18 protein-coding genes are annotated in these 24,121 nt (G+C 44.6%); 8 read left to right on the top strand and 10 right to left on the bottom strand.

What is annotated here, in order from left to right:
* Positions 1 to 4 precede the first annotated feature (4 nt).
* Genes FTT86_RS09875 through FTT86_RS09885 form a run of 3 tightly spaced genes read right to left on the bottom strand, consistent with a single transcriptional unit; the run spans position 5 to position 5,614 of the window.
* On the bottom strand, positions 5 to 2,011 hold the full coding sequence (locus tag FTT86_RS09875) for a M3 family metallopeptidase (protein WP_180087412.1): 2,007 nt from the start codon (positions 2,009 to 2,011) through the stop codon (positions 5 to 7).
* Between the two features lie 20 nt (positions 2,012 to 2,031).
* Entirely contained in the window at positions 2,032 to 3,834 is a 1,803-nt protein-coding gene (locus FTT86_RS09880; RefSeq protein WP_180087413.1) for an ABC transporter substrate-binding protein, read from the bottom strand.
* 22 nt (positions 3,835 to 3,856) lie between these two features.
* A complete protein-coding gene (locus FTT86_RS09885) occupies positions 3,857 to 5,614 on the bottom strand; it encodes an ABC transporter substrate-binding protein (RefSeq protein ID WP_180087414.1) in 1,758 nt (585 codons plus the stop codon).
* Positions 5,615 to 6,338: 724 nt separating this feature from the next.
* Between FTT86_RS09885 and FTT86_RS09890 the strand changes: the two genes are divergently transcribed.
* From FTT86_RS09890 to FTT86_RS09910, 5 genes are all read left to right on the top strand, one after another.
* Positions 6,339 to 9,005, top strand: a complete 2,667-nt coding sequence (locus FTT86_RS09890) for a TonB-dependent receptor (protein ID WP_180181098.1) — start codon at positions 6,339 to 6,341, stop codon at positions 9,003 to 9,005.
* 148 nt (positions 9,006 to 9,153) lie between these two features.
* Positions 9,154 to 9,855 (top strand): energy transducer TonB, encoded by a 702-nt coding sequence (locus tag FTT86_RS09895; protein ID WP_004646084.1) that lies wholly within the window; start codon positions 9,154 to 9,156, stop codon positions 9,853 to 9,855.
* Between the two features lie 36 nt (positions 9,856 to 9,891).
* Positions 9,892 to 10,791, top strand: a complete 900-nt coding sequence (locus FTT86_RS09900) for a MotA/TolQ/ExbB proton channel family protein (RefSeq protein WP_138742773.1) — start codon at positions 9,892 to 9,894, stop codon at positions 10,789 to 10,791.
* Between the two features lie 16 nt (positions 10,792 to 10,807).
* Positions 10,808 to 11,233 (top strand): biopolymer transporter ExbD, encoded by a 426-nt coding sequence (locus FTT86_RS09905; protein ID WP_004279209.1) that lies wholly within the window; start codon positions 10,808 to 10,810, stop codon positions 11,231 to 11,233.
* Positions 11,234 to 11,254: 21 nt separating this feature from the next.
* Positions 11,255 to 11,671, top strand: a complete 417-nt coding sequence (locus tag FTT86_RS09910) for a biopolymer transporter ExbD (protein ID WP_180181099.1) — start codon at positions 11,255 to 11,257, stop codon at positions 11,669 to 11,671.
* A gap of 55 nt (positions 11,672 to 11,726) precedes the next feature.
* On the opposite strand, the gene bfr is transcribed toward FTT86_RS09910, so the two are convergent.
* Positions 11,727 to 12,191, bottom strand: coding sequence for a bacterioferritin (gene bfr / locus FTT86_RS09915; protein ID WP_004646080.1), 465 nt, complete (start codon positions 12,189 to 12,191; stop codon positions 11,727 to 11,729).
* Between the two features lie 342 nt (positions 12,192 to 12,533).
* Between bfr and FTT86_RS09920 the strand changes: the two genes are divergently transcribed.
* A complete protein-coding gene (locus FTT86_RS09920; protein WP_180181100.1) occupies positions 12,534 to 13,601 on the top strand; it encodes an aldehyde reductase in 1,068 nt (355 codons plus the stop codon).
* Between the two features lie 70 nt (positions 13,602 to 13,671).
* On the opposite strand, the gene ligA is transcribed toward FTT86_RS09920, so the two are convergent.
* The 5 genes from ligA to FTT86_RS09945 form a co-directional block, all read right to left on the bottom strand.
* Positions 13,672 to 15,711: an NAD-dependent DNA ligase LigA gene (gene ligA, locus FTT86_RS09925; protein ID WP_148334304.1), complete on the bottom strand. Its 2,040-nt coding sequence runs from the start codon at positions 15,709 to 15,711 to the stop codon at positions 13,672 to 13,674.
* Positions 15,712 to 15,820: 109 nt separating this feature from the next.
* The gene (locus FTT86_RS09930; protein ID WP_005251067.1) at positions 15,821 to 16,786 is read right to left on the bottom strand and encodes a cell division protein ZipA C-terminal FtsZ-binding domain-containing protein; all 966 of its coding nucleotides are present in this window, start codon (positions 16,784 to 16,786) and stop codon (positions 15,821 to 15,823) included.
* 1 nt (position 16,787) lies between these two features.
* The gene (smc, locus tag FTT86_RS09935) at positions 16,788 to 20,240 is read right to left on the bottom strand and encodes a chromosome segregation protein SMC (RefSeq protein WP_180181118.1); all 3,453 of its coding nucleotides are present in this window, start codon (positions 20,238 to 20,240) and stop codon (positions 16,788 to 16,790) included.
* 11 nt (positions 20,241 to 20,251) lie between these two features.
* Positions 20,252 to 20,947 carry a GntR family transcriptional regulator gene (locus tag FTT86_RS09940; protein WP_180181101.1) on the bottom strand — a complete coding sequence of 232 codons (696 nt, stop codon included), beginning with the start codon at positions 20,945 to 20,947 and terminating at the stop codon, positions 20,252 to 20,254.
* A 198-nt stretch (positions 20,948 to 21,145) separates the two neighbouring features.
* Positions 21,146 to 21,949 (bottom strand): sulfite exporter TauE/SafE family protein, encoded by an 804-nt coding sequence (locus tag FTT86_RS09945; RefSeq protein WP_180181102.1) that lies wholly within the window; start codon positions 21,947 to 21,949, stop codon positions 21,146 to 21,148.
* Between the two features lie 27 nt (positions 21,950 to 21,976).
* On the opposite strand from FTT86_RS09945, the gene FTT86_RS09950 reads away from it, so the two are divergent.
* Together FTT86_RS09950 and FTT86_RS09955 are read left to right on the top strand one after the other, a co-directional pair.
* Positions 21,977 to 22,732, top strand: coding sequence for a biotin--[acetyl-CoA-carboxylase] ligase (locus FTT86_RS09950; protein ID WP_180087418.1), 756 nt, complete (start codon positions 21,977 to 21,979; stop codon positions 22,730 to 22,732).
* 14 nt (positions 22,733 to 22,746) lie between these two features.
* Positions 22,747 to 23,487: a type III pantothenate kinase gene (locus tag FTT86_RS09955; protein ID WP_180087419.1), complete on the top strand. Its 741-nt coding sequence runs from the start codon at positions 22,747 to 22,749 to the stop codon at positions 23,485 to 23,487.
* On the opposite strand, the gene FTT86_RS09960 is transcribed toward FTT86_RS09955, so the two are convergent.
* The gene (locus tag FTT86_RS09960; RefSeq protein ID WP_180181103.1) at positions 23,441 to 24,046 is read right to left on the bottom strand and encodes an alpha/beta hydrolase; all 606 of its coding nucleotides are present in this window, start codon (positions 24,044 to 24,046) and stop codon (positions 23,441 to 23,443) included. The genes FTT86_RS09955 and FTT86_RS09960 overlap by 47 nt on opposite strands.
* Positions 24,047 to 24,121 lie beyond the last annotated feature (75 nt).

A 24,121-nucleotide genomic window follows, 5' to 3' on the forward strand; every position in this document is an offset into this window, starting at 1 on the left:
TTCCTTAATTTTTTCCAGAGATTTCATTAAAGAAAGCTTTGCTGTCCGGATCACGACCCAAGAAGTCTTTCACCATTTGCTCGCCATGCTTTTGACCACCTTGAGCCAGGACCGTATTGCGATAATGCGCACCGACTTTCTTGTCCATCAGCTGATCGCCAAAGGAAGAAAGCATATCCAGGGCAATGACCTCAGACCACATATAGCTATAGTAACCTGCCTGATAGCCGCCCATCAGATGCCCGAACTGTCCCGGGAACTGCTGACCGTTAACATAACCCAAGGCAGTTTTACCTTCCATATCCTGCCAGAGTTTTAAAGGCTCAATGTTTTTTGCATCTTTACCATGCAAGGCCATATCATATTGGGCATATAAAGCCTGACGGGCATAATGCAGGCCTCGGCCGTAATTCTTCACATTCTTTAAGCGCTCGGTCATGGCAGCATCCACCCGAGGACATGCTGGCTCACAGTAATCTGCTACTTTTGACAAGGTTTCCAGACGACGTGCCCACTCTTCGTACATCTGTGACGGCGCTTCAACAAAGTCACGCTCTACCGAAGTACCAGATTGTTCTGTATAGCGGGTTTTCGATAGAATCCCGTGCAAGGCATGACCCATTTCATGCACAAAGGTTTCCAGTTCGTTGCTGTTCAAGCCCTTACGGTTAAAATTGGTCACCAGTACCGATACCGGACGACGCTGATTCAGGGTACTGCCGCCATAAGCTCCCCAGACAGCTGCATGCCCATATTTGCCTTCACGCGGGTATTTATCGACATATAATCCGCCCAGAAATTCGCCCGTAGCTTTGTCATGTACCGCATAATATTCCACTTCATCATGCCAGGCCTTAACTTTCACCGGCTTGAACTCAATGCCATAGAGTTCCGAAGAAATAGCGAATAACCATTTTTGCGATGCTTCTGTCGGGAAATAATCCCGCAATTTTTCCTGGTCTACCTTGTATTTGGCCTGACGCAGTTTTTCACTCCAGTAACCCTGATTCCAGCGTGTAATTTCTGCTTTCTCTAGTGGAACTTTTAAAGTTTCAGCCTTGAACTGGCGTAATTGTTCTACATCCTGCTTTTCTAGAGGTGCAACTTTGGCATAAACCTCATCCAGAAAACCTTTCACTGCTTCCGGAGTTTTGGCCATGCGGAATTCAAGTGCAGAATGGGCATAGCTTTCCTTGTCAAAAAGTTGTGCCATTTCATAACGCAGATCAATGGCCTTTTTCATGAATTGCAGGTTTTGTTCGGTCCCGCGACGCGTGTAAGCGGTCTGGTAGCGTTTGCGTGCTTCATCATTTTCTGCCAGCTCCATAAAAGGCTGATATTCCGGATAATCAAAGCCAAGCAGATAATCACCCTTTTCATTTTTCTTTAAATTTGCGATGTAACTTTCTGGCAGGCCTTTCATTTCAGCTGGAGTAAATTCAACCTTTTCAGGGTTATCCCGCACATTTTTGGAAAAGTCCTGTCCCAGTTTGGTACTTTCTTCAATAATTTCTTTCAATCGTTTCTGTTTTTCTGTACTGAGTTGTACCCCGGTGTTTTCAAACTGCTCCAGAATATCTTCTAAAAATTTCTGATCAATCGGATCACTGGCTTTCAGTTTTTTGAACTGTCCATACAGTTTCGGATTCTGATACAGGGTGGTCTGGTATTTGCTGATTTTAAGTTCACAGTCATCGGCTGCCTGACGCAATACAGGATCCGGATCGACATTACTGTACAGCCCTACTGCTGCACCGAAATCCCGGGCTTTGGCATGCAACTCATCCCATTCAGCCAGATAAGGCCCTGCCTTGGCTTTATTTTTAATTTTCTTATTTTCAAATATCTGGATATCTTTTTGCATGGAGGCCAGACTGGCATCACATAAAGACGGAATTTCTGCAGCCTTGAATAATGGCAGCAGCTGTACTTGGGTATCTGCCGCTACACCTTGATATCCCCCCATCATCATTAAACATAAGGTACTTAATTTTAAAGATTTTGATTTCATATTCATCTCCAGATTTTTTCTTACTTTTTCGTATTAATATCGATATACATCCATTCTGAAGACAGAATCGGATGGGACTTATGTCCAATAATTTGGGGTTGGGTCAAAGCGTTACGGTAGGTGCTATAGAGCATCAGGGTCGGCATGTTGACTTCTAGAATTCGGGTCATTTTGCGGTAGAGCAGATCACGCTCCGGTCCAGGCGGCATGCTCTGGGTTTGTTCGTATAGACGGTCGAATTCAGGATGCTTGAAACAGGCATTGTTGGTGACATTGACATTCTTGCCATAGAACAACTGCATAAAGTTGTCAGCATCCGGATAATCGGCAATCCATGCAGAACTCTTAAACATGGTTTTACATTGCTTTTCCAGCTTGATGCCTTCAGCGAATGGCATGGCCTTACTGGTCAGCTGAATATGGATACTGTCCAGGGTCTTTTTCCAGAATTCACCCTGCTGCTGGCCCCGACTGGTATTCCCAGTAATCAGTTCAATCACCAGAGGTTTACCTTCAGGCGTCTTTCGCCAGCCATCTGCACCGATCTTGTAGTTATAGCGGTCGAGCAACATGTTGGCTGCTTTGACTGAATAGGGAATACTGCTTTTATAGGACGGTGAATAGCCTGCTACTCCTGGGGGAATAGGCATATGCAGTTTTGCGCCATCTCCCTTAAGTAATACATTGATCATATTTTCTACAGAAAATGCCATCGCCATGGCACGACGTAAGGCAATTTTTTCTGGTGCGAAACCACCCACGACCGGGTTTTGCATATTCCAGTAATGGTAACTAATGGAGGGCTCTAAAATACGTGACAGCTTCACTCCCTGCTGGGCCAGCTCAGGCTTTAATTTATCACCATCGAGGGCTTGTACGACGATATCGCCCTCAATTTCGAGCAGGTCCAGTTCATTCTTCTTAAATGCCAGCATCCGGGATTGCGCTTCTTCAATAACACGCACATCAATAGTGCCGATTTGAGGCATTTTTTTGCCCTGCATGGCTTTTACAATGGCATGATCTTCTGCACCACTGGCTTTAAAGTCCCAGACAAAACCACGATAAGCTGGATTTGGTTTTAAGATAATCCGTGAGCCTGGTGTCCAGCGGCTAAGCACATAAGGACCAGTTCCCACTGGCCTATTCATGACCCAACCCGCCTTGTCTTTATATTTTTCAATCACTTCACGAGCTACCGCAGCGGCCGGCCCATGTGCTAGCAACATCGGAAAGTTCTGATCCGGATTATTCAGCTTTAAGACCAAGGTATAGCGGTCTGGGGTCTGAATACCTTCAAACGGATTTTCATAGGCTTTGCCATTTTTTTTGGTTAGGGCCATCCATGCGTCCAGCCCCTTAATTCGGCCATCCAGCAACCAGCTGTTCGGTGAATGCAGCTTTGGGTCCAGTAGACGTTTCAAGCTATAGGCATAGTCATACGAGGTCAGTTCACGTTTTTTACCGCCGAAGACCGGATCATCGGCAAAGTAAATACCCTTTTTGATTTTGATGGTATAAGTCAGGCCATCCGCACTCACTTGAGGCAGACTGACTGCAGTCAATGGCACTAATTTTGCCGGCGAGGCCAGATAATCATAGGTAAATAAGGTCTCAAAAATCGCGGCATTAATCTTGGCTGAATAACGGTCATGGATATAACCCGGATCAAAACCGGTTTCAGCTGCCAGAAATACTGTTTTTAAAACCTTATTCGGGTTGGCAGGATTGCTGGCCCATGTCGGTGCACTCCCTGCCATCATCAAACCGGCCATTAGCACCCCATTGGCCAGTTTTTTTAAAGTATTTTTATTCACATTCATACTGGTTCTTAATCTTCTCAGGTTATTTTTTAACAGGTTCAATATCCATATATTGCCAAACTGCTCTGGTCACCGGATGAGCCTTAAAGCCCTGTACATGCGGATGAATCAACCAGTTACGTATACGGGTATTGTGCAGAATCCATGGATTATCGGCTTCCATCTGACGGTTCATCTGCTCATAATATGGCGTCCGCTGCTGCGGCGGCAGCTTCATCGCGGTCTGGTACAACGCGTCATAGGCTTTTGAGGTATAGCAACTCAGGTTGCCTTGCTGCGCATTTGGCCCATACAGTAACTGGGCAAAGTTTTCCCCTTCCGGATAGTCCGCAATCCAGGCTCCTCCCCACATCATATGTTTGCATTGGGTGGCTTCTTTTAAATTGTCAGCAAAATTACTGACCTTGAACTCAATTCGTACCCCGATCGCATCCAGATTCTTTTTCCATAATTCTGCAGAAATCACCGAAGAGCTTGAGCTGGTTGAATTCATTTTTAGTGTCAAAGGCTTGCCATCAGGCAAGGTGCGGTAACCATCAGCGCCTTTCTTATAGCCAAAGCGGTCAAGCAGTTTATTGGCCAGTAATGGGTTATAAGCAATACTGCTTTTATACTTCGGATCATGTCCCCCCACTCCCTCTGGCAAAATCATTTCAGCTTTATCGGCATGACCTTTGTACAACTGCTGGATAGCTTCTTTCTGGTTATAGGACAAGGCGAGAGCACGACGTAAGGCAATTTTTTCCAGTGAATTTCCACCAATTAACGGATCACGCATATTCATGATGGTATAGGTAATTTCCGGTTCTTTATTCGGATAATGCAGGATGCCTTTTTTCTTGTATTCACTTTTCAGCTGCTTATTTTCCAGTGCCTGTTCGGCACCGCTCGCAGTGAGTTTGTCATAGTCCAGTTGTCCAGACTTTAAAGCCAGCCAGCGAGACTGTTCTTCTTCAATAATACTGATTTTGACCTTGCCAATTTGCGGCATCTGCTTGCCTTGCATGGCTTTGACAATACGTTGATCCCATTCGGAACCATCGCCCTTAAAGTTCCAGACAAAACCGCGATAATTCGGGTTGGCAGTCAGTTCAATACGGCTACGCGGCACATATTTGTGTAACTGATACGCCCCTGTTCCAACCGGATGCTGACCTGTCCGATGACCATAATGTTCGATCGCTTCCCGTGCGGTACCACTAAAAGCAACATAGGCCAGAATATATGGAAAATTCAGATCGGAACGGGTCAAGGTGATTTGTAAAGTATATTTATCTAGTGCTTTTAAACCGGGAATAGGCGCATCGTAGTTGAACTTGCCAGTTTTTTTAGCCTGCTGGATGACCTGATCTGCCCCAAGAATTTTTCCCTCAATAAAAGAAAAAGACGGAGAATGATTTGTGGGATCCATGATCCTTTGCATGGAGTAGATATAATCACGTGCCACCAGTTCACGCTTCTTGCCCTGAAATACAGGATCAGGACTAAAATAAATTCCTGGCTTGATTTTAAAGGTATAGACTTTGCCATCCTGTTCAACCTTGGGTAAGGATTCGGCGGTATTTGGTACCAGAATTGCCGGCCGCGCCAGATAGTCATAACGCAATAAAGGTTCAAAAATGGCTTCAGCAACGCTACCACTATAAAAATTATAGGTTTTGACCATATCAAAACCATCATCAGGTGCTTCGAAAGCCAAGTTTAAAACTTTATCCGGATGTGCAGATGATTTTGCCCAAGAGGCTTGCCCCGTAGTCATGGCCAAGGCCAAAATTGTCATGCTGAAAAGTGCTGATTTCAAATTTGTACCTATTCTTGATCTTGAAGTTTTATTGCTATAGGAAGTCTTTAACACATCATCCCATATTTGCTTCAATGGATGGGTCAAAGCTGGACAGATGGAATAAAATGAACAAAGCGAATTTCATGCCATCCTCGAAAAATAACGATTTTTTCCTGTTATTAACTCAAAAAAGCTTATTTTTATTAATCATTTAAAACATTATCAATAACATAATATTTTCCATGAATCATTAATTTAATATTTATTCTTAAAATCTAGCTCCAAGCCTAGTCTGCACAAAAATAACTCAACCCTGTTTCATCTTATTGCACTATTGTATACCTTTAGGTAAACAATAAATAAACACAAGTACTTGTATTATAAATAATTTATTTTAAAAAAATATTATATATTTTATGTAAAAATTATGCACCATGATTAAACTTTATTCAATTTCTCTTTCAGTTTTAGATTCCTTTCTTATTCATTAAATATTTATTTTTTACTTTCTCATGGTTTCCTATAGAGACTTTCTTCAGATTTTAAACCCCACTCTCTTAATTTTTCTTCATCAAAACTTAGTAAATCTCCAAAAAAATCAAATTAAATATAATTTTTTCAATCACTTAATATTTTTTAAAATTAATAATTTATAAGTTGGCATTCGCTTTGCTTAAGTCCTCCCAGCACTACTTCACATAACAAAAGGGTGAAAATTACGATGAAAATAAACAAACTAGTCGGATCTATGGGGGCTCCAACAGTTGGCAAGACAATACTCAAGTTAAGTACGCTTACCTTAAGTATGATGTGCTTGTCTTTGGCACATGCAGCTGATGAACCAGAAAACTCTGCCGCTCAACCTACCAAGGTTCAAAAAGTGACAGTGACAGGTTCATCTATTAAAGGAGTAGCTGCACAAAGTGCATCTCCTATTACTGTGCTTAAAGTCGAAGATCTGGTGAATCAGGGGGTCACCACGGTTGAAGAAGCAATTAATAAAGTAAGTGCTAACCAAGCTGGTTTTGCTGTTTCTCAAAATATTGGTAAAAGTAATACTTCAGGTTCTTCTGCCAACCTGCGTGGGATTGGTACTGATAAGACCTTAGTTTTATTAAATGGGCGTCGTTTGGCGAATAGCCCATTTAGTACTTCTGAAGTCAACCTGAATATTATTCCACTCGCGATGGTTGAGCGAATCGAGATTCTGCGCGATGGCGCTTCTGCGGTTTATGGTGCTGATGCAATTGCTGGGGTAATTAACTTTATTATCAAAAAAGAATACCAAGGTTTTGGTATTTCTGGTGGACTGCAAGCACCTGAAGAAAAAAATGGCGACAAATATGATGTCTCTATTTTCGGTGGTTATGGTGATCTGGATGAACAAGGTTTCAACGTTTACGGTGTAGTCGATTATCGTACTTCTGACATGATCATGGCCAAAGATCGTAAAGTCAGCCGTCGTGGTGGTTTGATTCCTGAACTCAACATGGCGATTGGTTCCGGTTCGGGCTTTCCTGCTAACTTGCAATCTTCAAGTCTAGGCATCGTTAACCCTTATATCAATCAGAACTGTAATAATGCCCCGAATATGTTTATCTCAGGTAGTCGCTGCCTGTTAAATACTCAAGCACTTATTGGCATTACCCCAGATGAAGAAACCTTTTCTGCTTTAGCCAAAGGTACATTCAAATTAACCGATTCATTAAATGCCGTTGCTGAATATATTTATACCGAAAGTGAAGTGACAACTTCAATTGCTCCAGATGTATGGGCTGGAACCCTTTCTATTCCAAATACCAGCAAATATTACCCTGGCCAAGGTATTACCCCAGGTATTGCGGGTCTTGCAGATTCAAGAGTCCCACTTTTTTTACGTTCACAGTCAGGTAACCGTGTTTCTCAATCAGTGAATGAATCAAACCGGTTCTTTGTCGGGATTGAAGGTGAAGTTGCAGGTTGGGATCTAAATGGTGGCGTAACCTATGCCAAAGGTGAAGCAACCGACAATTTCGTAAGTGGCTATCTGAACCAGAGCCAAGTTCAAGCTGCGCTCAATGATGGCACATTAAACCCATTTGGTCCTCAGGCAGCTGCAGATGCTGGAAAATGGTCAACCTTTGATGCAGTTGGTCCTACAAATATGGCAAGCCTGGATTCTACCACTGTAGATTTCACTGTCAGCCGTCCGATCTATGAACTTCCTGCAGGTGAAGTTGGATTTGCATTAGGCGGAAGCTTTACAACCCAGGACTGGGAAGCCAAAGTGAATGCTGATCTTGTTCGCCAGGTTCCAGGAAGTGGTATTGACCCGGACAAGCCTTCAAGCTCCGGTGACCGCGATATTACTGCAGTATTTACAGAATTGCACATTCCGATCTTGCCGAGTTTAGAAGCTCAACTTGCAGCACGTTATGATGACTATAGTGACTTTGGTGACACTTTCAATCCAAAAGTATCTCTACGTTGGGAACCACTGAAAGAACTGATGTTCCGTAGCTCTTATAGCACTGGATTCCGTGCCCCAAGTATGTGGGAAATCAACTCTTTACAAAGTGAAACCAATACTAGCACTAACTTCAATAACCCACGTTTTTGTGATGCTAACGGTCAACCGACCAGCACCCAATTTGCAGACCAATGTGGTATGCAGTTCAAGCGTAAACAAGGTGGTAACCCAGACTTACAGCCAGAAGAATCAACCTCTTTTACAGCCGGATTCGTATATGAACCAATCAAGAATCTGGTATTCACCGCTGATTACTACAATATTGACATTGAAGGTTTAGTCAGCTCAGTTACTCCTAATGACATTTTTAATGACCTTGATCGCTATGGCAATCTGATCGTTTACGCTCCAGATGGTCGTATCCAGTATTTAAATACAACTCTACAAAATATGGGTGGATTAAAAACTGAAGGGATTGACCTCAGCCTGAACTACTTAAGCCCAATGACAGCAACAGGCCGTTTTGGTTTTGGGATTGATGGTACCTATGTCATCAAAATGGATGAGCAAGAAGAACCAAACGGTGAATGGGAAGGGCTCGTCGGCATCTATGATGATCCTGCAGTCGTCCGCTGGAGACATATTGCCAATATCAACTGGTCTTATGAAGACTGGAAAATGAGACTAGAACAACAATATATCCGTGGTTATGAAGACTTTTCTCAAGAACGTGATGTAAGTGCCTATACGCTTTATAACTTTGCAGGCACCTATAGCGGATTCAAGAATTTAGAGCTAACTGCAGGTATTCGCAACATGTTTGATGCAGAACCACCTGCTTCTGATGCAACCAACAATGCTCAATATGGCTATGACCCTCGTCACGGTGATCCAATGGGCCGTACCTACTTCCTACGTGGTACTTATAAATTCTTTTAATTAATTACTTCGCAAACACTGCTGCCAAGCGGTGTTTGCGGTTTTCCCCGTTTAATTTTAGCCAAACAAAAAATAATGCTGCCTGTAACTAAAAAAATTTTCTCATCAGTGCACTATTTCCTGTTTGTCTTAAATTCTAGGAGTCATGATGGGCACAAAGTTTGAAGACTTAGAAAAAAACTCCGCCAAAAAACTGACTGGTATTGGGGTCGTTGTTTTTTTGCATATCCTGGTTGGCCTGGTACTCATGGCTGGTATGGCAAAAGACATTATTAAACCAACGGAACAGCCAGTTGAGCTAATGATTATTCAAGATATTAAGCCGCCTGAACCTGAGCCACCAAAAGAAACACCACCTGAACCACCAAAAATCGTGGAAAAAGTAGCACAAGTGCCTGAGGTGAAACCGGTTGAAAAAGTCGTTCCTGTACAGAAAACACTTCCAACACCAACCCAACCGACAACTGTTGCAGTACCTACTCCCGTTGCAGCGAGTCCTTCACCAAGTCCGGTAGCAGCACCGGCTCCAGTAGTCGCAGCCGCTCCAGCCCCAGCTCCTCCACCCGCTGGCGTAACTCGTGGTGTTTCACAAGGTGAAGCAGGTTGTAAACGCCCAGACTATCCACGTGATGCACTGATGAATGAAGAACAAGGTGAAGTCTTGATCTCTGTATATGTAAATACCACCGGCAAGGTCCAGGATGCCAAAGTGAAAAAGTCGAGCGGTAGTCGTGCGCTGGATCGTGCAGCATCCAAGGCCTTCAGCTTATGTACTTTCAAGCCGGCAATGAAAAATGGCGAACCGCAAGAATCTTGGTATGACATTCCATATGAATTTGTCCTTGACTAACAGATACAACAGATAAAGAAAAAAATCAGGAGATCCATGATGAAAAAATCACTAAAACCTTTAAAAAATATGACTGCTGCTGGTGTAATTGCCATGAGCACTTTATTACCTCTGCAAACAGTTTTTGCAGAACAGTCCGCTACCCCCAATACCAGTGCTGTCACTGAAACAGTGGTAACAACACCTGCAACAGCGGCTACACCGACCCCGCCACCACTGCCTGCTGAAGCTAGCGATGAAAAAGCTGGATACAATCCTTATGGCCTAGAAGCCATGTGGAAAGAAGGTGATATTGTTTCTAAAATCACTTTGTTTATTCTGGTGGTCATGTCGATCGGTACCTGGTACATCATGATCAGCAAATGTTTACAGCAAAGTAAGATCCGTAAGCAAGCCAAGGAAGCTGAACACCAATTCTGGGAATCATCTTCTCTAGATAATGCAACCGAGAATCTGGATGAAGCCAGCGTCTACCGTTTTATTGCGGAAAAAGGTATCAAGTCAACCAAAAATCATGGTGGCACATTACTTGAGCGTATTGATTTCAATACCTGGGTCACCATTTCGATTTCCCGTGCAATCGACAAAATCCAGAACCATCTGAGTGGTGGCCTGGCCTTCCTTGCGACAGTAGGTTCTACTGCGCCCTTTGTTGGCCTGTTTGGTACGGTTTGGGGTATCTATCACGCACTTACCGCGATTGGTGTTTCTGGTCAGGCTTCGATTGATAAAGTAGCAGGTCCAGTGGGTGAAGCACTGATCATGACAGCGATCGGTCTGGCAGTCGCAGTTCCTGCGGTACTCGGCTACAACTGGTTGACTCGCCGTAATAAAGCGGTCATGGAAGAAGTACGTACCTTTGGTTCTGATTTACACGCAGTATTACTCAGCGGCGAAATTACGACCAATAATCCTGTTAATCGTGACGTGAAGTAAGAGTGAGGTATCAGCCATGGGAATGATGGTCAATTCAAACGACAGCGATGATGAGGTAATTGGAACCATTAATACCACACCTTTGGTTGATATTATGCTGGTTCTGCTCATTATCTTCCTGATTACTGTACCGGTTGCCATTCATACCGTACCAGTCGATCTGCCAGAAGAACGTAATGTCCCGTATGAAACCAAGCCAGAAAATGTTCAGCTGGCCGTCAATAAAACCGGCGATATTTTCTGGAACGAAATTTATATTGCAGATAAAACAGTTTTACTGAGCCGTTTACAGGCAGAAGCACAGAAACGTCCGCAGCCTGAAGTGCATATTCGTGGTGATCAGTTAACACCTTATGAAGCAATTGATCAGGTGATTAGTACCACCCAACAGGCCGGTATCGGCAAAATTGCTTTTGTCACCACTCCGCCCGCTACACCTTAAGCACAAAGAAGGATTAAGTTTATGGGTATGAATGTTGGTTCAAATCAAGACGATGATGTGATGTTAGATGTCAACATGACGCCACTGATTGATGTCATGCTGGTCTTGCTGATTATGTTTATTATCACGATTCCTTTGCCAAATAACTCGATTAATATTGACCTACCGAATGGAACGCCTCCTGTAACCGATGAAAAACCGCCTGAGCTGGTGGAATTACGTCTGGATGCACAAGGCAAGATTTTCTGGAATGAACAGCCGGTAGCAAGCCCTCAAGCTCTGGAAGTTCTCTTTCAGACAGTTGCGAGAAAAGCGGATCAGGATCAGATTAAAATCAAGGCGGATCGCGCCACTGAATACAAGCATATTGCGATGGTCATGGCGGCGGCTCAACGGCTGGAAGTCAAAAAAATTGGCATTATGAGTAACAACAACTAAGCATTTTCAACATACAAAAAACCCAGCAGATGCTGGGTTTTTTATTCATCCGGTTTTACATCTGTGACTGAATATAATTTTGCAGACCAATCAGTTCGATTAAACGCAATTGTTTTTCTAACCAGTAAGTATGGTCTTCTTCGGTATCCGACATTTGCTGGCGTAACATATCACGGCTGATATAGTCGCCTTTTTCTTCGCATAACTTGATGCCCTGCGCCAGTTTTTCCCGCACATGATATTCAAGTTTTAGATCGGCTTTCAGGCAGCTCACCACATCGTCGCCAATCTCAACGTCATCGCGCTGCATGTTTGGCGTTCCTTCTAGGAACAGAACACGACGGATAATCGCATCCGCATGCTGGGACTCTTCCTGCATTTCGTGATCGATACGTTCAAAGATTTTGGTCAATCCCCAATCTTCATACATACGAGAGTGAATCAAGTATTGGTCACGAGCAGCCAGTTCGCCACCGATCAACATATTTAAATAATCTACGACTTCTGGATTTCCGCGCATTTGAATAACTCCCTACCTGTATTTTGCTATTATGGCGAAAAGCAATTGAATTTGCAAAGCTTAACCATGGTTAAATATTTGATTTTTATATAATTAAAATGAGAAGTACTTGCATTTACACTTCGTTCTTAATGAAATCCCATTTATAAAACAACACTTTGCATTTTCATTACGCTTGGCAATAACCTAAAACCGGCGAATAAACACATGCGTTAAAATTTGTAAATCTTAATTTTGACCAGAGAGATTCATTCTTTTTGTATAAACATCACTGCATTGGCGTACTTCATGCTTGAATTTCGCTTATCATTCACACAAATTTAAAACAACAACGGTTCCGATATGACACATCCACAAACAATATCGCCGGTTCTGGTTACCGGTGCATCGGGTTATATTGCCAGCTGGGTCATCCAGAAATTACTCACGCAAGGCTATACCGTACATGCCACGGTGCGCGACCTGAATAAAAGTAAGAGCTTTGCCCATTTAGAAAAAATTGCCGACAGCACTCCGGGAACTCTCAAGTTATTTCAGGCCAATTTATTAAGCCCGGGTTCTTTTGATCAGGCGATGCAAGGCTGTGAAATTGTTTTTCATATGGCCTCACCTTTTGTGGTCACCAACTATAAAGATGCAGTCAAAGATATTATCGAACCTGCGGTATTAGGCACTGAAAATGTACTGAATAGTGTCAATCAGACTGAATCAGTGAAACGCGTAATCGTCACATCGAGTATCGCATCCACTTATGGCGATGCCATTGATATTCTACAAACTGAGAATAACAGTTTTGATGAATCATGCTGGAATACCACCAGTTCGGCCACGCATCAGCCTTATCCTTATTCCAAAGTCATGGCAGAGCGTAAAGCCTGGGAAATGGCTGAAGCACAGGATCGCTGGGATCTGGTCTGTATCAATCCTGCACTGGTTTTTGGTCAATCCTTAACCCCAAATACCCAATCCGGCAGTGTGGAAGTCCTGCAACAGTTTGCCAACGGCATGACCCTGCTTGGCGTTCCACCGATGTGGAATGGCGTGGTCGATGTTCAGGATGTCGCTGAAGCGCATATCCGTGCTGCGTTTAATCCGCAAGCGCATGGCCGTTATATCATTTGCAGTGAAAGCTTGAGCCTGCTGGAAATGGGCCAAATTCTGCGGGCGCATTTTGGTAATAAATTTCCGTTCCCACGCAATCAATTGCCGAAGGCAGCTTTCAAACTGTTCGGGCCTGTAGCAGGTTTTAGCCGCAAATTTGTAGAGCTAAATATGGGTTATCCAATTTTCTTTAATGCCCAGAAAAGTAAAAATGAGCTCGGCATTGAGTATCGTCCGGTGAAAGAAAGTCTGGTTGAACATTTCCAGCAGCTACTCGATGATGGTGTTGTGAAAAAATATATTCCTTAATCTTTTTATGCAAAAAGCCACCCGAAGGTGGCTTTTTTAACTCTTATTCTTTCATGAAATGTGCAGAGATTTAGGCTTCAAGCTGACCATAGTCTTGCATCAAGCCAATAAACTGTTGTTCATTGATCACTGGAATACCAAGTTTTTCTGCTTTATCCAGTTTTGAGCCAGCTTTTTCACCCGCAACCACACATTTGGTTTTGCTGGATACACTGCCACTGACTCGTGCACCTAAGGCTTGCAATAACTGGGTTGCATCATCTCGTCCCATACTGCTTAAAGTCCCGGTGACCACCCAGCTTTCGCCGTTTAACGGCTGACGAGTCGGTGCGATCGGTGCATCCCAGTGAATACCGGCAGCCAGTAAACGATCCAGAACTTCCAGATTATGCGGTGCCTGAAAGAAATCCAGAATCCATTCCGCAGTGATATCACCTACATCCGGAGTTTTCTTTAAAGCCTCCAGATCGGCCTGACGCAAGGCATCCAGCGTCTGGAAAGTATTGGCCAGCATCCGCGCCGTAGTTTCACCCACCCCACGAATACCGAGTGCATAGATAAAAGCAGCCAGTGTGGTCTTTTTACTGTTTTCAATGGCATCCAAAAGATTCTGAACCGATTTGGCGCCCATCTTTTCAATACCGAGCAAAGTCTCACGATGTTCATGCAGATGGTAAATATCTGAGACATCTTTTAAAAGATTTAGATGTAGCAGTGACTCTACCCAGCGATCACCCAGCCCTTCGATATCCATAGCTTTACGCGAAACAAAGTGACGAATGGCCTCAATACGCTGCGCGGCACAATACAGCCCACCCGAACACCGTGCCAAGGCTTCGCCTTCCGGCATGACCACGGGTGAATCACAGACTGGGCATTGCTCAGGTAAATGCACTTCGACTGCATCAACCGGGCGAAATTCCGGCCAGACTTTTTCCACCTTAGGAATTACATCGCCACTACGATAAACACTGACGGTATCACCAATACGTACATCCAGACGGTGAATTTCGCCAATATTGTGCAGGGTTACATTAGATACTGTTACTCCGCCGACAGCGACTGGATTTAAACGCGCAACCGGCGTTAATGTTCCAGTACGACCGACTTGCCAATTAATATTTTCTACTGTGGTCAGTGCAGCCACTGCCGGAAATTTATAGGCGGTGGCCCAACGAGGTTCACGGCTCAGGAAACCAAGTTGTTGCTGCTGTTTTAGGTCATTGACCTTGATCACCATACCATCGATTTCAACACTGAGGCTGGCACGCTCATCAATAATCTGTTCATAGACCTTTTGCACGTCCTGAATACTGTCACAGATAAAGTGACGCTCGCCAACCGCAAAACCGAACTGATGTAACCATTCCAGACTGGCAGACATGGTGGTTTGACCATGATGCGGTACACACTGTGCAATCCCATAAGCATAAAAAGCCAATGGCCGCGAGGCAGCAATGTTCGGATCCAGCTGACGCAAACTTCCTGCCGCAGCATTACGCGGATTGGCAAAGGTCTTTTCACCTTTGGCAGCATTGGCAGCGTTCAATTTTTCAAAACCGGATTTCGGCATTAGCACTTCGCCGCGTACTTCCAGCAAATCGGGAATGATACCATTCACCGGAGATAAAAGTTTCGGCAGGTTGCGAATGGTTCTGACATTCTGGGTGATGTCTTCACCGGTTTCTCCATCGCCGCGCGTCACTCCACGCGTCAATACGCCATGCTCATACCAGAGTGAAATGGCCAGACCATCAAATTTCAGTTCAACATCATATTCAATTTTTTGATTTGGCAAACGTTCTTCAATACGGCGGGCAAAAGCCAGCAGATCTTCCTGATTAAAGACATTGCCTAATGACAGCATCGGCACGGCGTGTGTTACGGTCACAAATTTTGAAAGCGCCTGCCCACCCACTTTATCTGTCGGGCTATCGGACTGGATCAGGTCAGGATATTGTTGTTCTAAGGCTTTGAGCTGATGAAAGAGCTGATCATATTCACTGTCTTCAATGCTCGGTTGATCCATCACATAATAAGCATGGTTATGCTTGGCAAGCAGTTGAATCAGTTGACGCATTTGCGCAATGACAGTGGCATCTTGGGTCATAATTTCACCATAAAAAAGGGCGGAAAATCCGCCCTGTAGAATATTCAGCTTTTGGCTATTATAAAAATTGCAGTCTACAGATTCAACTTGGAGATTGAACAAAGCAGCCTTAAACTTCCGTCCCTTGTCCAGCACGATAATCAATTGCCTGATGGCGCCAGAATTCACGTAATTGTGGAGTAAATTCCTGTTGATTCTGGTCATAGACCAGACCGTCCACTTCACGGGCAATCAGACGTGAAATACTGTCCATGGTATCAAACGCATTTTGTACATCGCTATGCGGTAAAGCCAGGAAGAATGCCAAACCTTTCACTTCCTGCGTTGATAAGGTTTCCAGATCAAAGCCTTCCATTCCGGTATCGGTCATTTGCAATACCGAAAACAGCAGTTTTGAACCATCTTCACTATAACGGTGGAAACAGGCCAACTCACCATAACGCAGGCCATATTTCAATAAAACCTTCAAGGTTTTATCACCCGAAAGTACACGGCCTTGCGGATAGATATGCAAAGAAATAATGGTTTCAGCATTGGACAAAGCACTTTCTTCATCCACTATTTTTTGCTCATGCAGATGTGCATCCAGAATACTACTTTCATCATTAAATTCAGAAATTTCTGCTTTTTCGATGTTGCTGTTCAGGCTGAATTCAGGCATTTCTTCCTTGGTTTCAATCTGGCTATTCTTCTGTTCCGCTTCTACCTGTTGAACATCTGCTGCCGTGACTACCGACTTTTTCACTACTTCAGCTTCTGTTGACGGGGCAGCTACAGGAGTTTCGACTGCTTTTGGCTCAACCGGAGTTGATTCAGCCTTGCGAAAGGCGGAAGGCTTTTCAGGAGCCGGTTCATCTATACCCAAGCTTGGCTCGATACGATCAGATTCGACATCCTGTTGTGCCAACTGAGAACGTACATGCCTTGGAATGATCGGTGTCTGGCTATCCGGGTCGATATGCAGGTTGGCATCCAGTGAAGGTACAGCCTCTACAGGTTTTTTGAACAGCATTCTTATACCAAACAGCATAATCACAATTGCGATAACAATCCCGATAATGGTGGTGATTTCCATATTATACCTCCGCAGCTAGGCCGTATTCTTTTGCCTGTTCCAAATTAACTGTCACTAATTTTGATGTTCCCGGTTCAGGCATGGTTACACCTAAAAGATCAGTCGCCATCATCATTGCAAGTTTGTTATGGGTAATATAAATAAATTGCACGTGTTCAGAAAGCTCTTTGACTAAATTACAAAAGCGTCCCACATTGGCATCATCCAGCGGTGCATCGACTTCATCCAGTACGCAAAATGGTGCCGGATTTAAGCGAAAAATCGCGAATACCAATGCTAATGCAGTTAAAGCCTTTTCTCCACCCGAGAGTAAGGCCAATGAGCTGTTTCGCTTACCTGGTGGTCGGGCCATGAGTTTTACACCCGACTGCCAGCCATCTTCAAGGCTTAAACTCGCCTCACCGCCTTCAAACACTTTCGGGAACAGGTTTTGCAGTTCAGCATTGACCTGGTCAAACGTGTGCATAAACAGTTTACGGGTTTCCTGATCAATACTCTTCATCGCAGCCTGTAGCTGTTCAACCGTATTTTCCAGATCCTGCATCTGGTGACTCAGTTCCTCATAACGTTTTGATACTTCTTCATATTCTTCAGAAGCCGCCAGATTGACTGCACCGAGTTTATCAAACTGAGCCTGAGCTTTTTCCAGTTTCGCCTGATGTGCTTTAACATCAATATCGAGTCCGGAAATTACTTCACTATTCAACTCTTTCAGTTGTTCAGAATAATGCTGCAAATCAGATTTGGCAGCCTGCCAGGCCAGACGTTTTTCTTCCAGTGTAGTGCGGAGTTTTTCATCCTGCTGCTGGAAGCTGTGACGCTGTTCGGTCAGCTGCTGCTGTTTGCTCTGCACCTGATTTAATTCAACCTGCCAGTCGGCCCAGGTTTTTTGCAGCTTTTCAGTGATCTGCGCCTGTTCATTGAACTGGCTCTGTAAAGCAGGTAATTCCAACTGTACCGGATCGACAAACTTTTTGGCTTGTTCGATTTGTGCAGTAATTTGCTGAGACTGTTCTTTTAGGAAAACCTGATCTTTTTCCAGTAATTCAATCTGCTGCTGGCTTTGCACATTTTGCCGGCGCAACACTTCCAGTTCCTGCTGCGCTTGCTGATTGAGCTGCTGTGAGTCATCCAGCTGAGCACTCAATTCTTCTAGCTGGAATTGCAGGGTTTTATAATTTGGTAGCGCCTGTTCCAGTTTGATATTCAAGGCATGCAGATCAATTTCCAGATCATCTTTCTGCATGGCATCTTCTTCAAGCTGCTCATCCAGTTGTTGTAACTGATGCTGTAATTGCTGCTTTTGCAATGCGAAAGCCTGAGCACTACTTTGTACTTTGGCAATATTGACATCGAGTTGCTGCAGCTGCTTTTGGGTATGCTTGTGCTGCTCACTGATGATTTGAATCCGGCTTTGCAAAGCTTTAACCTGATCGGTGAGTTCAGGTAACTGCTGCTCCAACTGCATAAACTTAGGTTCAAGTTCTGCAAGTTGCTGCTCGATTTCATCCAGACGGATTCGATGACTCAATGCACCTTGTCCGGCCTGACTAGCTTCATCATAGTCCAGTGCAATCATCCAATCCGCACCAACATGGTAGCCATCTAAACTCAGTAATGTCTGGCCTTGTAATAACTCAGTTTGAAGAGGCAATGCTTGCGCTAATGTATCTACGACCGCGACTTGTTGCCACAGTGAATAATGTGGAGATTCAATCCAATCGGCCAGACACATCGTATTGGCAATCTGAATTTTATTCTGAACAGCCTGTTGCTTTAACTGACGCGCACAATCTTCAAGGAAGTGCTCGCCCTCTGTCAAAATCTGGGCAGATAGCCATTTTGCCAGAAACTTTTCGATCAGGCTGGCATGTACCTTGCCTGCATCATTGAGCTTAAGTACATGCATCAGCTGTACCGCATCACTCTTGGCATTTGGCTTGGCTTTGGTCAGTAATTGACTCAGGTTTTTCTTTTCTGAATGAAGCACCTGAATTTCAGATTTGAGCTGCATCAAGCGCTGCTGATGGGTCGCCTGCTCTGCCTGAATCTGCTCGAATTGAGTTTTTAAATCTGTTAATTGAATTTCATAGTCAGCGATTTGCTGTTCAGCTTGGGCTTTGTCTGCCTGATACTGCTCCAGCTCATCTTGCTCCGCCTGTTGCTGAATCTGTGCACTTTGCTGTTGGAGCGTCTGTTTCTGCTGTTCAATCCGCTCAATATTCTTTGCCAGTTGCTCGCTTTGAGCCAACATCTGTAATTTACGCTGTTGCTGCTGTTCGACCTGGGTTTTGATCTGGGTAAATTGCGCTGCCACATTACTATGTTGAGCTTTGAGCTCAGTCAAGTTTTGGCTTTGCGCCTGACTCTGACCATCTTGCTGCTGCAACTGCGCCTGCTGATCTTCAAATTGCTGCTGTAAAGTATCGAGTTGCAGTTCAATCAACTGTAAACGCTCTTTAGTTTGGGCTTTTTGCTGTTCCAGTTTGACCAGACTGGTGGAATTTTGCTCTAGCAGAGACTGCTTTTGTTGCAGGGTCATTTCCAGTTCAGCCAGTTTTTTCTCGGCCTGTTGCCATTCACTTTGCAAAGGGGTGGATTGCTGAATCAGACGCTGAAACAGTTCACTTGTACTGCCTAAATCATGTTCAACGGTGGTCAGTTCGGAGCGCACCAGCTTAAAGTTTTCCCCGAGCGTATTCATCTCAAGGGTATATTCTTCCTGTAAACGCTGGCTTTGCTCACATTGAAAAGACAGAATTTCAATCTTGATGGTACGGATCTGCCCTTCCAGTTCTTTATATTGAATCGCACTTTCCGACTGACGTTTCAGGGTTTTTAGCTGAGATTTCAGTTCAGAGGCGATATCTTCCAGACGCGACAGGTTTTGTGTGGTGTGATCCAGATGTAGCATGGTTTCACGGCGACGTGCCTGATAGCGCGATACCCCAGCCGCTTCTTCAATATAGACCCGCATTTCATCGGGCTTGGCATCGACCAGACGGTTGATCATGCCCTGTTCAATAATCGCATAGGAACGCGGACCAAGACCAGTACCCAGGAAAATATCGGTAATATCACGACGACGGCATTTGCTGCCATTCAGAAAATATTCAGACTTGCCATCGCGGTTGACCTGACGGCGTACTGCCAGTTCATTATAGGCATTATAAGCACCGCCCAGCTTGCCATAGGTATTGTCAAAGCGCAGTTCTACACTGGCCATGCCCACCGGTTTACGCTTGGCAGTTCCGGTAAAGATGACGTCCTGCATGCTGCCACCACGCAACTGGCGTGCACTGGACTCGCCCATGACCCAGCGTATGGCATCAATGACGTTGGATTTACCACAACCATTCGGTCCCACGACCGCAGTACGATTATCTTTAAAATGTAAAGTGGTACTGTCGGCAAAAGATTTAAAGCCTGAAAGTTTTAAACTGCTTAAACGCATAATGTCCTGATTTAACGTCGTGAGCGTCTGGCCCACGCGAGTTCAATTTGTTTCATCCGTGTCAGAGATTCCAACACAAGGTTGCGCAAGTGTCGACAAAAATCTTCCATAAATAAAGTGGCCTGATGGCTTTTTCGTATCAAAATTGCTTCAGTGACCAGTTTAAATAAGTCAAAAGATTCCTGTAACTCGCGTCTGGAAATATTCAGGGTCAGAAAATAGCTCCGACGTAAAGATGGCAGCAGTTCCTGATAGTAGCGCATCAGATAAGGATTCCCCACCATCTCATGCTGCTGGGCCATGCCCTGAAAGATCAGATCATAAAACTTTTCAGTGTGTCCTTGGCGAGTTTCTGCTTCCAATTGCTCTAATAATAGCTGAATGCGCTCAGCTTCATGGCTGCGCCAGGTTTCCGCCATTCGATGCACCATCTGCCCAAGCAATAAAGAAGTCATATCAAATAGGGCACGCACCTGCAAGGCTGACATTTCCGACACAATCGCCCCACGGCGTGGAAAGATTTCAATCAGCTGGGTGCGTTCCAGCAAAAGCAGGGCTTCACGAACCGAACCCCGACTGACATCAAGCTCCGAGGCAATCCTGAGCTCCTGTATACGTTCGCCTTCGACCAGTTCACCGCGAATAATCTGTTCGCTAATGTGCTTGGCAATCTGCTCAGACAAACTGTGCGCTTGTTCTAATGGCATACCGTTCCTGTCTTTATTTTTATGGATACTGGTTTGGCCCTTTAACTGGGGCTATGCTGCTATTAAACGGCTTTTTTTCGCTGAATACTTTGACATTGTCAGACAATCTTGTGTCTAAATAGCCAACCCAAGTCATAAAAAAGGAGAATAGTGTTCTATTCTCCCGCTACGATGTATGGATTTAAGCTGAACCTTGAATCAGGCGCTAAAACCTTGGTAAATAAAATACAGACCAACAGTCGTCAGTAATGCCGCGAAACATTTTTTTAATAGCGCGGGTGAAAGCAGATGCGCCACTTTTGCACCCAGTTTGGCGGTGAAAAAGCTCATCATACTGATACCAATAAAGGCATAAATATGGATATAACCAATGGTATTGGGCACGCTCACCTGTGCCTGTTTCCCAAACCAGATAAATCCTAATGCACCTGCGACTGCAATCGGTAAACCACAAGCCGCCGAAGTCGCGACCGCTTGTTGGATTACGACTCCACAGCGGTTCAGGAAAGGTACGGTCAGACTGCCACCGCCAATCCCAAAGATGGCAGAGGCTACCCCAATTCCCCCACCTGCAGCCATTTGTAGCGGTGTTGAAGGTAGTTTTTGATTCGGATCGATCTGAATATGCGCCCCTCGGAACATTCTAAATGCGACCCAGACCGCAAAGAAACCGATCAATAACTGTAAGCCCTGACCCGACAAATAGTCGGCAATCCCCGCGCCTAAAAATGATCCCACAATCAGACCGGGTGCCAGATTACGAAACACCGACCACAACACGGCCCCTCGCTTATGATGCGCCATCACCGAACTGATAGAAGTCACAATAATCGTTGCCAAGGAAGTGCCCACCGCCATATGCATAATCACGCTGGGATCGTACTGAAGCTGGGTAAAAACAATGTACAGGATCGGCACAATAATCAAACCACCACCGACCCCAAACAGGCCTGCGGTGAATCCGGCAATTGCACCAATCAATAAATATATGATTAACTCCATAACGATATTTACCACGTTTAGATTCAAATGGATGTAGAAACTCGTGAACTGCAACAACGATTAAGCGATGCAGGCCAACTCCCGGAAGTATTACTCATCAAACCGATTACCACATCGACCAATGATGATGTACGCGAATTGGCAACGAAGGGGGTGCAGCAGGTTCTGGTGTGCAGTCATGTGCAGACCCAAGGCCGTGGACAGCGTCAACGTCAGTGGATTTCACCTGAAGGGAACATCTATTTAAGCACATTGCTGCATACACAAAAACCCATCGATGGTCGTCTGGCGCTAGAAATTGCGTTAAATATCCTGCAAATGCCCAGTCTAAAAGGCCTGGAATTACAGGTGAAATGGCCGAATGACCTGTATAGCCTGCACGGAAAATGGGGCGGCATTCTGGTCGAGCCGATTTCATCTACACAGGTGGTGGTCGGTGTAGGTTTAAATATCGATCCTCTGCTCACTGACCTTCCAGATCAGCAGGTTAGCTCCTTGAACGAGTTGGGATTATCACATACCTCAAGAGTCGAGCTGATTGCCCAGTTATATCTGGCGATTCAGCAAGCCGGGCAATGGTTTAATTATGGCAGTCAAAACCTGGCGGCGCGTTTCAATCGATCGGCTGCATTTATGCAACAAACGGTTGAATTTACCGATGTGCAAGGGCAATATTCCGGTACTTTTCTGGGGATTCAGGACGATGGTGCAGTCAAGATTTTGACCGATCAGGGAATCCAGACCTTTTATCAGGGACAGCTCCGCCTTAAACACGGTGGATGAACAGGCATACAGCAATGAAAAAATTATGGTTGGATATCGGCAATACCCGGCTTAAATACTGGATTACCGAGCATGATCAGATTATTGAACAGGCAGCAGAATTACATTTACAGTCCCCTGCTGATTTGTTACTTGGCCTGATTCAGCATTTCAAAGCGCTGGGCTTGCATCAGGTAGGTCTATCCTCAGTCCAGGATAAAATCAATAATGAGCGCATTCTCAGCATTTTAGAAAGCCTGCATATTCCAGTCATTTTTGCTCAGGTACAGGCAGAATATGCAGGTCTGATCTGTGGTTATGATGAACCTTCACAACTAGGGATTGACCGCTGGTTGCAGGTACTTGCGGTCGCGACGCAAGCGCATGAAAATTATTGTGTGATTAGTTGTGGTACGGCGCTGACTATTGATTTGGCGCAAGGGCAACAACATTTGGGCGGTTTTATTCTGCCAAATCTATACTTGCAACGTGATTCCCTAATTCAGAATACCAAAGGCATTAAAATTCCAGATGCCGCTTTTTCTGAACTCAATCCCGGACGCAATACCATCGATGCGGTACATCATGGCATTCTGCTGGGCCTGCTGAGCACCATTGAAAAAGTACTGCGTGATTTCCCGGCACAGCTGGTTTTAACCGGTGGAGATGCCCCGCTATTTGCGCAGCATCTCGGTCAGTATCAGCCCCGGATTGAACCGGATCTTTTACTTAAAGGCCTGCAGCATTTTGCAGCTCATTTGCCAGACACTGTTTGATAATATCCAGCAATTGAGGGAATTCGGCAAAACCATCAGCCTTGTTAAAATGTCCAGCTTTTTTGATCTCAAAAATTTGTGCATTCAGGCTATGTGCTAAACGCAAGGAAATCGGTGCAGGCACATAAGGATCATTACTGGAGATCAGCATCACCGCACGTTTATAGCTATACGGCAAGTTTTTCAAATCGAGCCGGACGGCCTGCAACATTTTATTCAGTTCTGACCAGGCCACCAGCGGTGTATCAAAGGCCGAGACCAGAATGATGCCGCCGATCTTACGTTGCTGCTGAATATAATGTTCCTGTAAAAAGTTTAAAACACTGACGCAACTCAGGCCATGTGCAACTAAAAAGGTATGTTCATCCATCTGCGGAATGTGTAATTTCAGGTTCTGCTGCCATTCTTCTAAATTGGGCTGAAAGGGGGTGGCCAGCATAATCCGCTTGGACTCAAAACCGGCATTTTTAAGCTGGCGACTCAGCCACGGATACCAGTGATCATTGGAGGTCGCCTGATAATCCGGCACGATATAGACTTTCTTTATTATATTTTTCATAGTGATTTACTTATTATCATTGAACGCAAATTGCGTCGACAAAAAACTAGTTTTAAACAGTCTGGAGATGGAATT

The sequence above is a fragment of the Acinetobacter sp. YH01021 genome (assembly GCF_013420255.1).
Taxonomy (GTDB): Bacteria; Pseudomonadota; Gammaproteobacteria; order Pseudomonadales; family Moraxellaceae; genus Acinetobacter.

Excerpts from the sequence above, each read along its gene's own strand:
- FTT86_RS09945 (WP_180181102.1), bottom strand. The coding sequence starts at position 21,949 with ATGGAGTTAATCATATATTTATTGATTGGTGCAATTGCCGGATTCACC.
- FTT86_RS09940 (WP_180181101.1), bottom strand. The coding sequence starts at position 20,947 with ATGCCATTAGAACAAGCGCACAGTTTGTCTGAGCAGATTGCCAAGCAC.
- FTT86_RS09950 (WP_180087418.1), top strand. The coding sequence starts at position 21,977 with ATGGATGTAGAAACTCGTGAACTGCAACAACGATTAAGCGATGCAGGC.
- FTT86_RS09930 (WP_005251067.1), bottom strand. The coding sequence starts at position 16,786 with ATGGAAATCACCACCATTATCGGGATTGTTATCGCAATTGTGATTATG.
- FTT86_RS09880 (WP_180087413.1), bottom strand. The coding sequence starts at position 3,834 with ATGAATGTGAATAAAAATACTTTAAAAAAACTGGCCAATGGGGTGCTA.
- FTT86_RS09900 (WP_138742773.1), top strand. The coding sequence starts at position 9,892 with ATGATGAAAAAATCACTAAAACCTTTAAAAAATATGACTGCTGCTGGT.
- bfr (WP_004646080.1), bottom strand. The coding sequence starts at position 12,191 with ATGCGCGGAAATCCAGAAGTCGTAGATTATTTAAATATGTTGATCGGT.
- FTT86_RS09920 (WP_180181100.1), top strand. The coding sequence starts at position 12,534 with ATGACACATCCACAAACAATATCGCCGGTTCTGGTTACCGGTGCATCG.
- FTT86_RS09910 (WP_180181099.1), top strand. The coding sequence starts at position 11,255 with ATGGGTATGAATGTTGGTTCAAATCAAGACGATGATGTGATGTTAGAT.
- FTT86_RS09895 (WP_004646084.1), top strand. The coding sequence starts at position 9,154 with ATGGGCACAAAGTTTGAAGACTTAGAAAAAAACTCCGCCAAAAAACTG.
- FTT86_RS09960 (WP_180181103.1), bottom strand. The coding sequence starts at position 24,046 with ATGAAAAATATAATAAAGAAAGTCTATATCGTGCCGGATTATCAGGCG.
- FTT86_RS09905 (WP_004279209.1), top strand. The coding sequence starts at position 10,808 with ATGGGAATGATGGTCAATTCAAACGACAGCGATGATGAGGTAATTGGA.
- FTT86_RS09875 (WP_180087412.1), bottom strand. The coding sequence starts at position 2,011 with ATGAAATCAAAATCTTTAAAATTAAGTACCTTATGTTTAATGATGATG.
- smc (WP_180181118.1), bottom strand. The coding sequence starts at position 20,240 with ATGCGTTTAAGCAGTTTAAAACTTTCAGGCTTTAAATCTTTTGCCGAC.
- FTT86_RS09885 (WP_180087414.1), bottom strand. The coding sequence starts at position 5,614 with ATGACAATTTTGGCCTTGGCCATGACTACGGGGCAAGCCTCTTGGGCA.
- FTT86_RS09955 (WP_180087419.1), top strand. The coding sequence starts at position 22,747 with ATGAAAAAATTATGGTTGGATATCGGCAATACCCGGCTTAAATACTGG.
- ligA (WP_148334304.1), bottom strand. The coding sequence starts at position 15,711 with ATGACCCAAGATGCCACTGTCATTGCGCAAATGCGTCAACTGATTCAA.
- FTT86_RS09890 (WP_180181098.1), top strand. The coding sequence starts at position 6,339 with ATGAAAATAAACAAACTAGTCGGATCTATGGGGGCTCCAACAGTTGGC.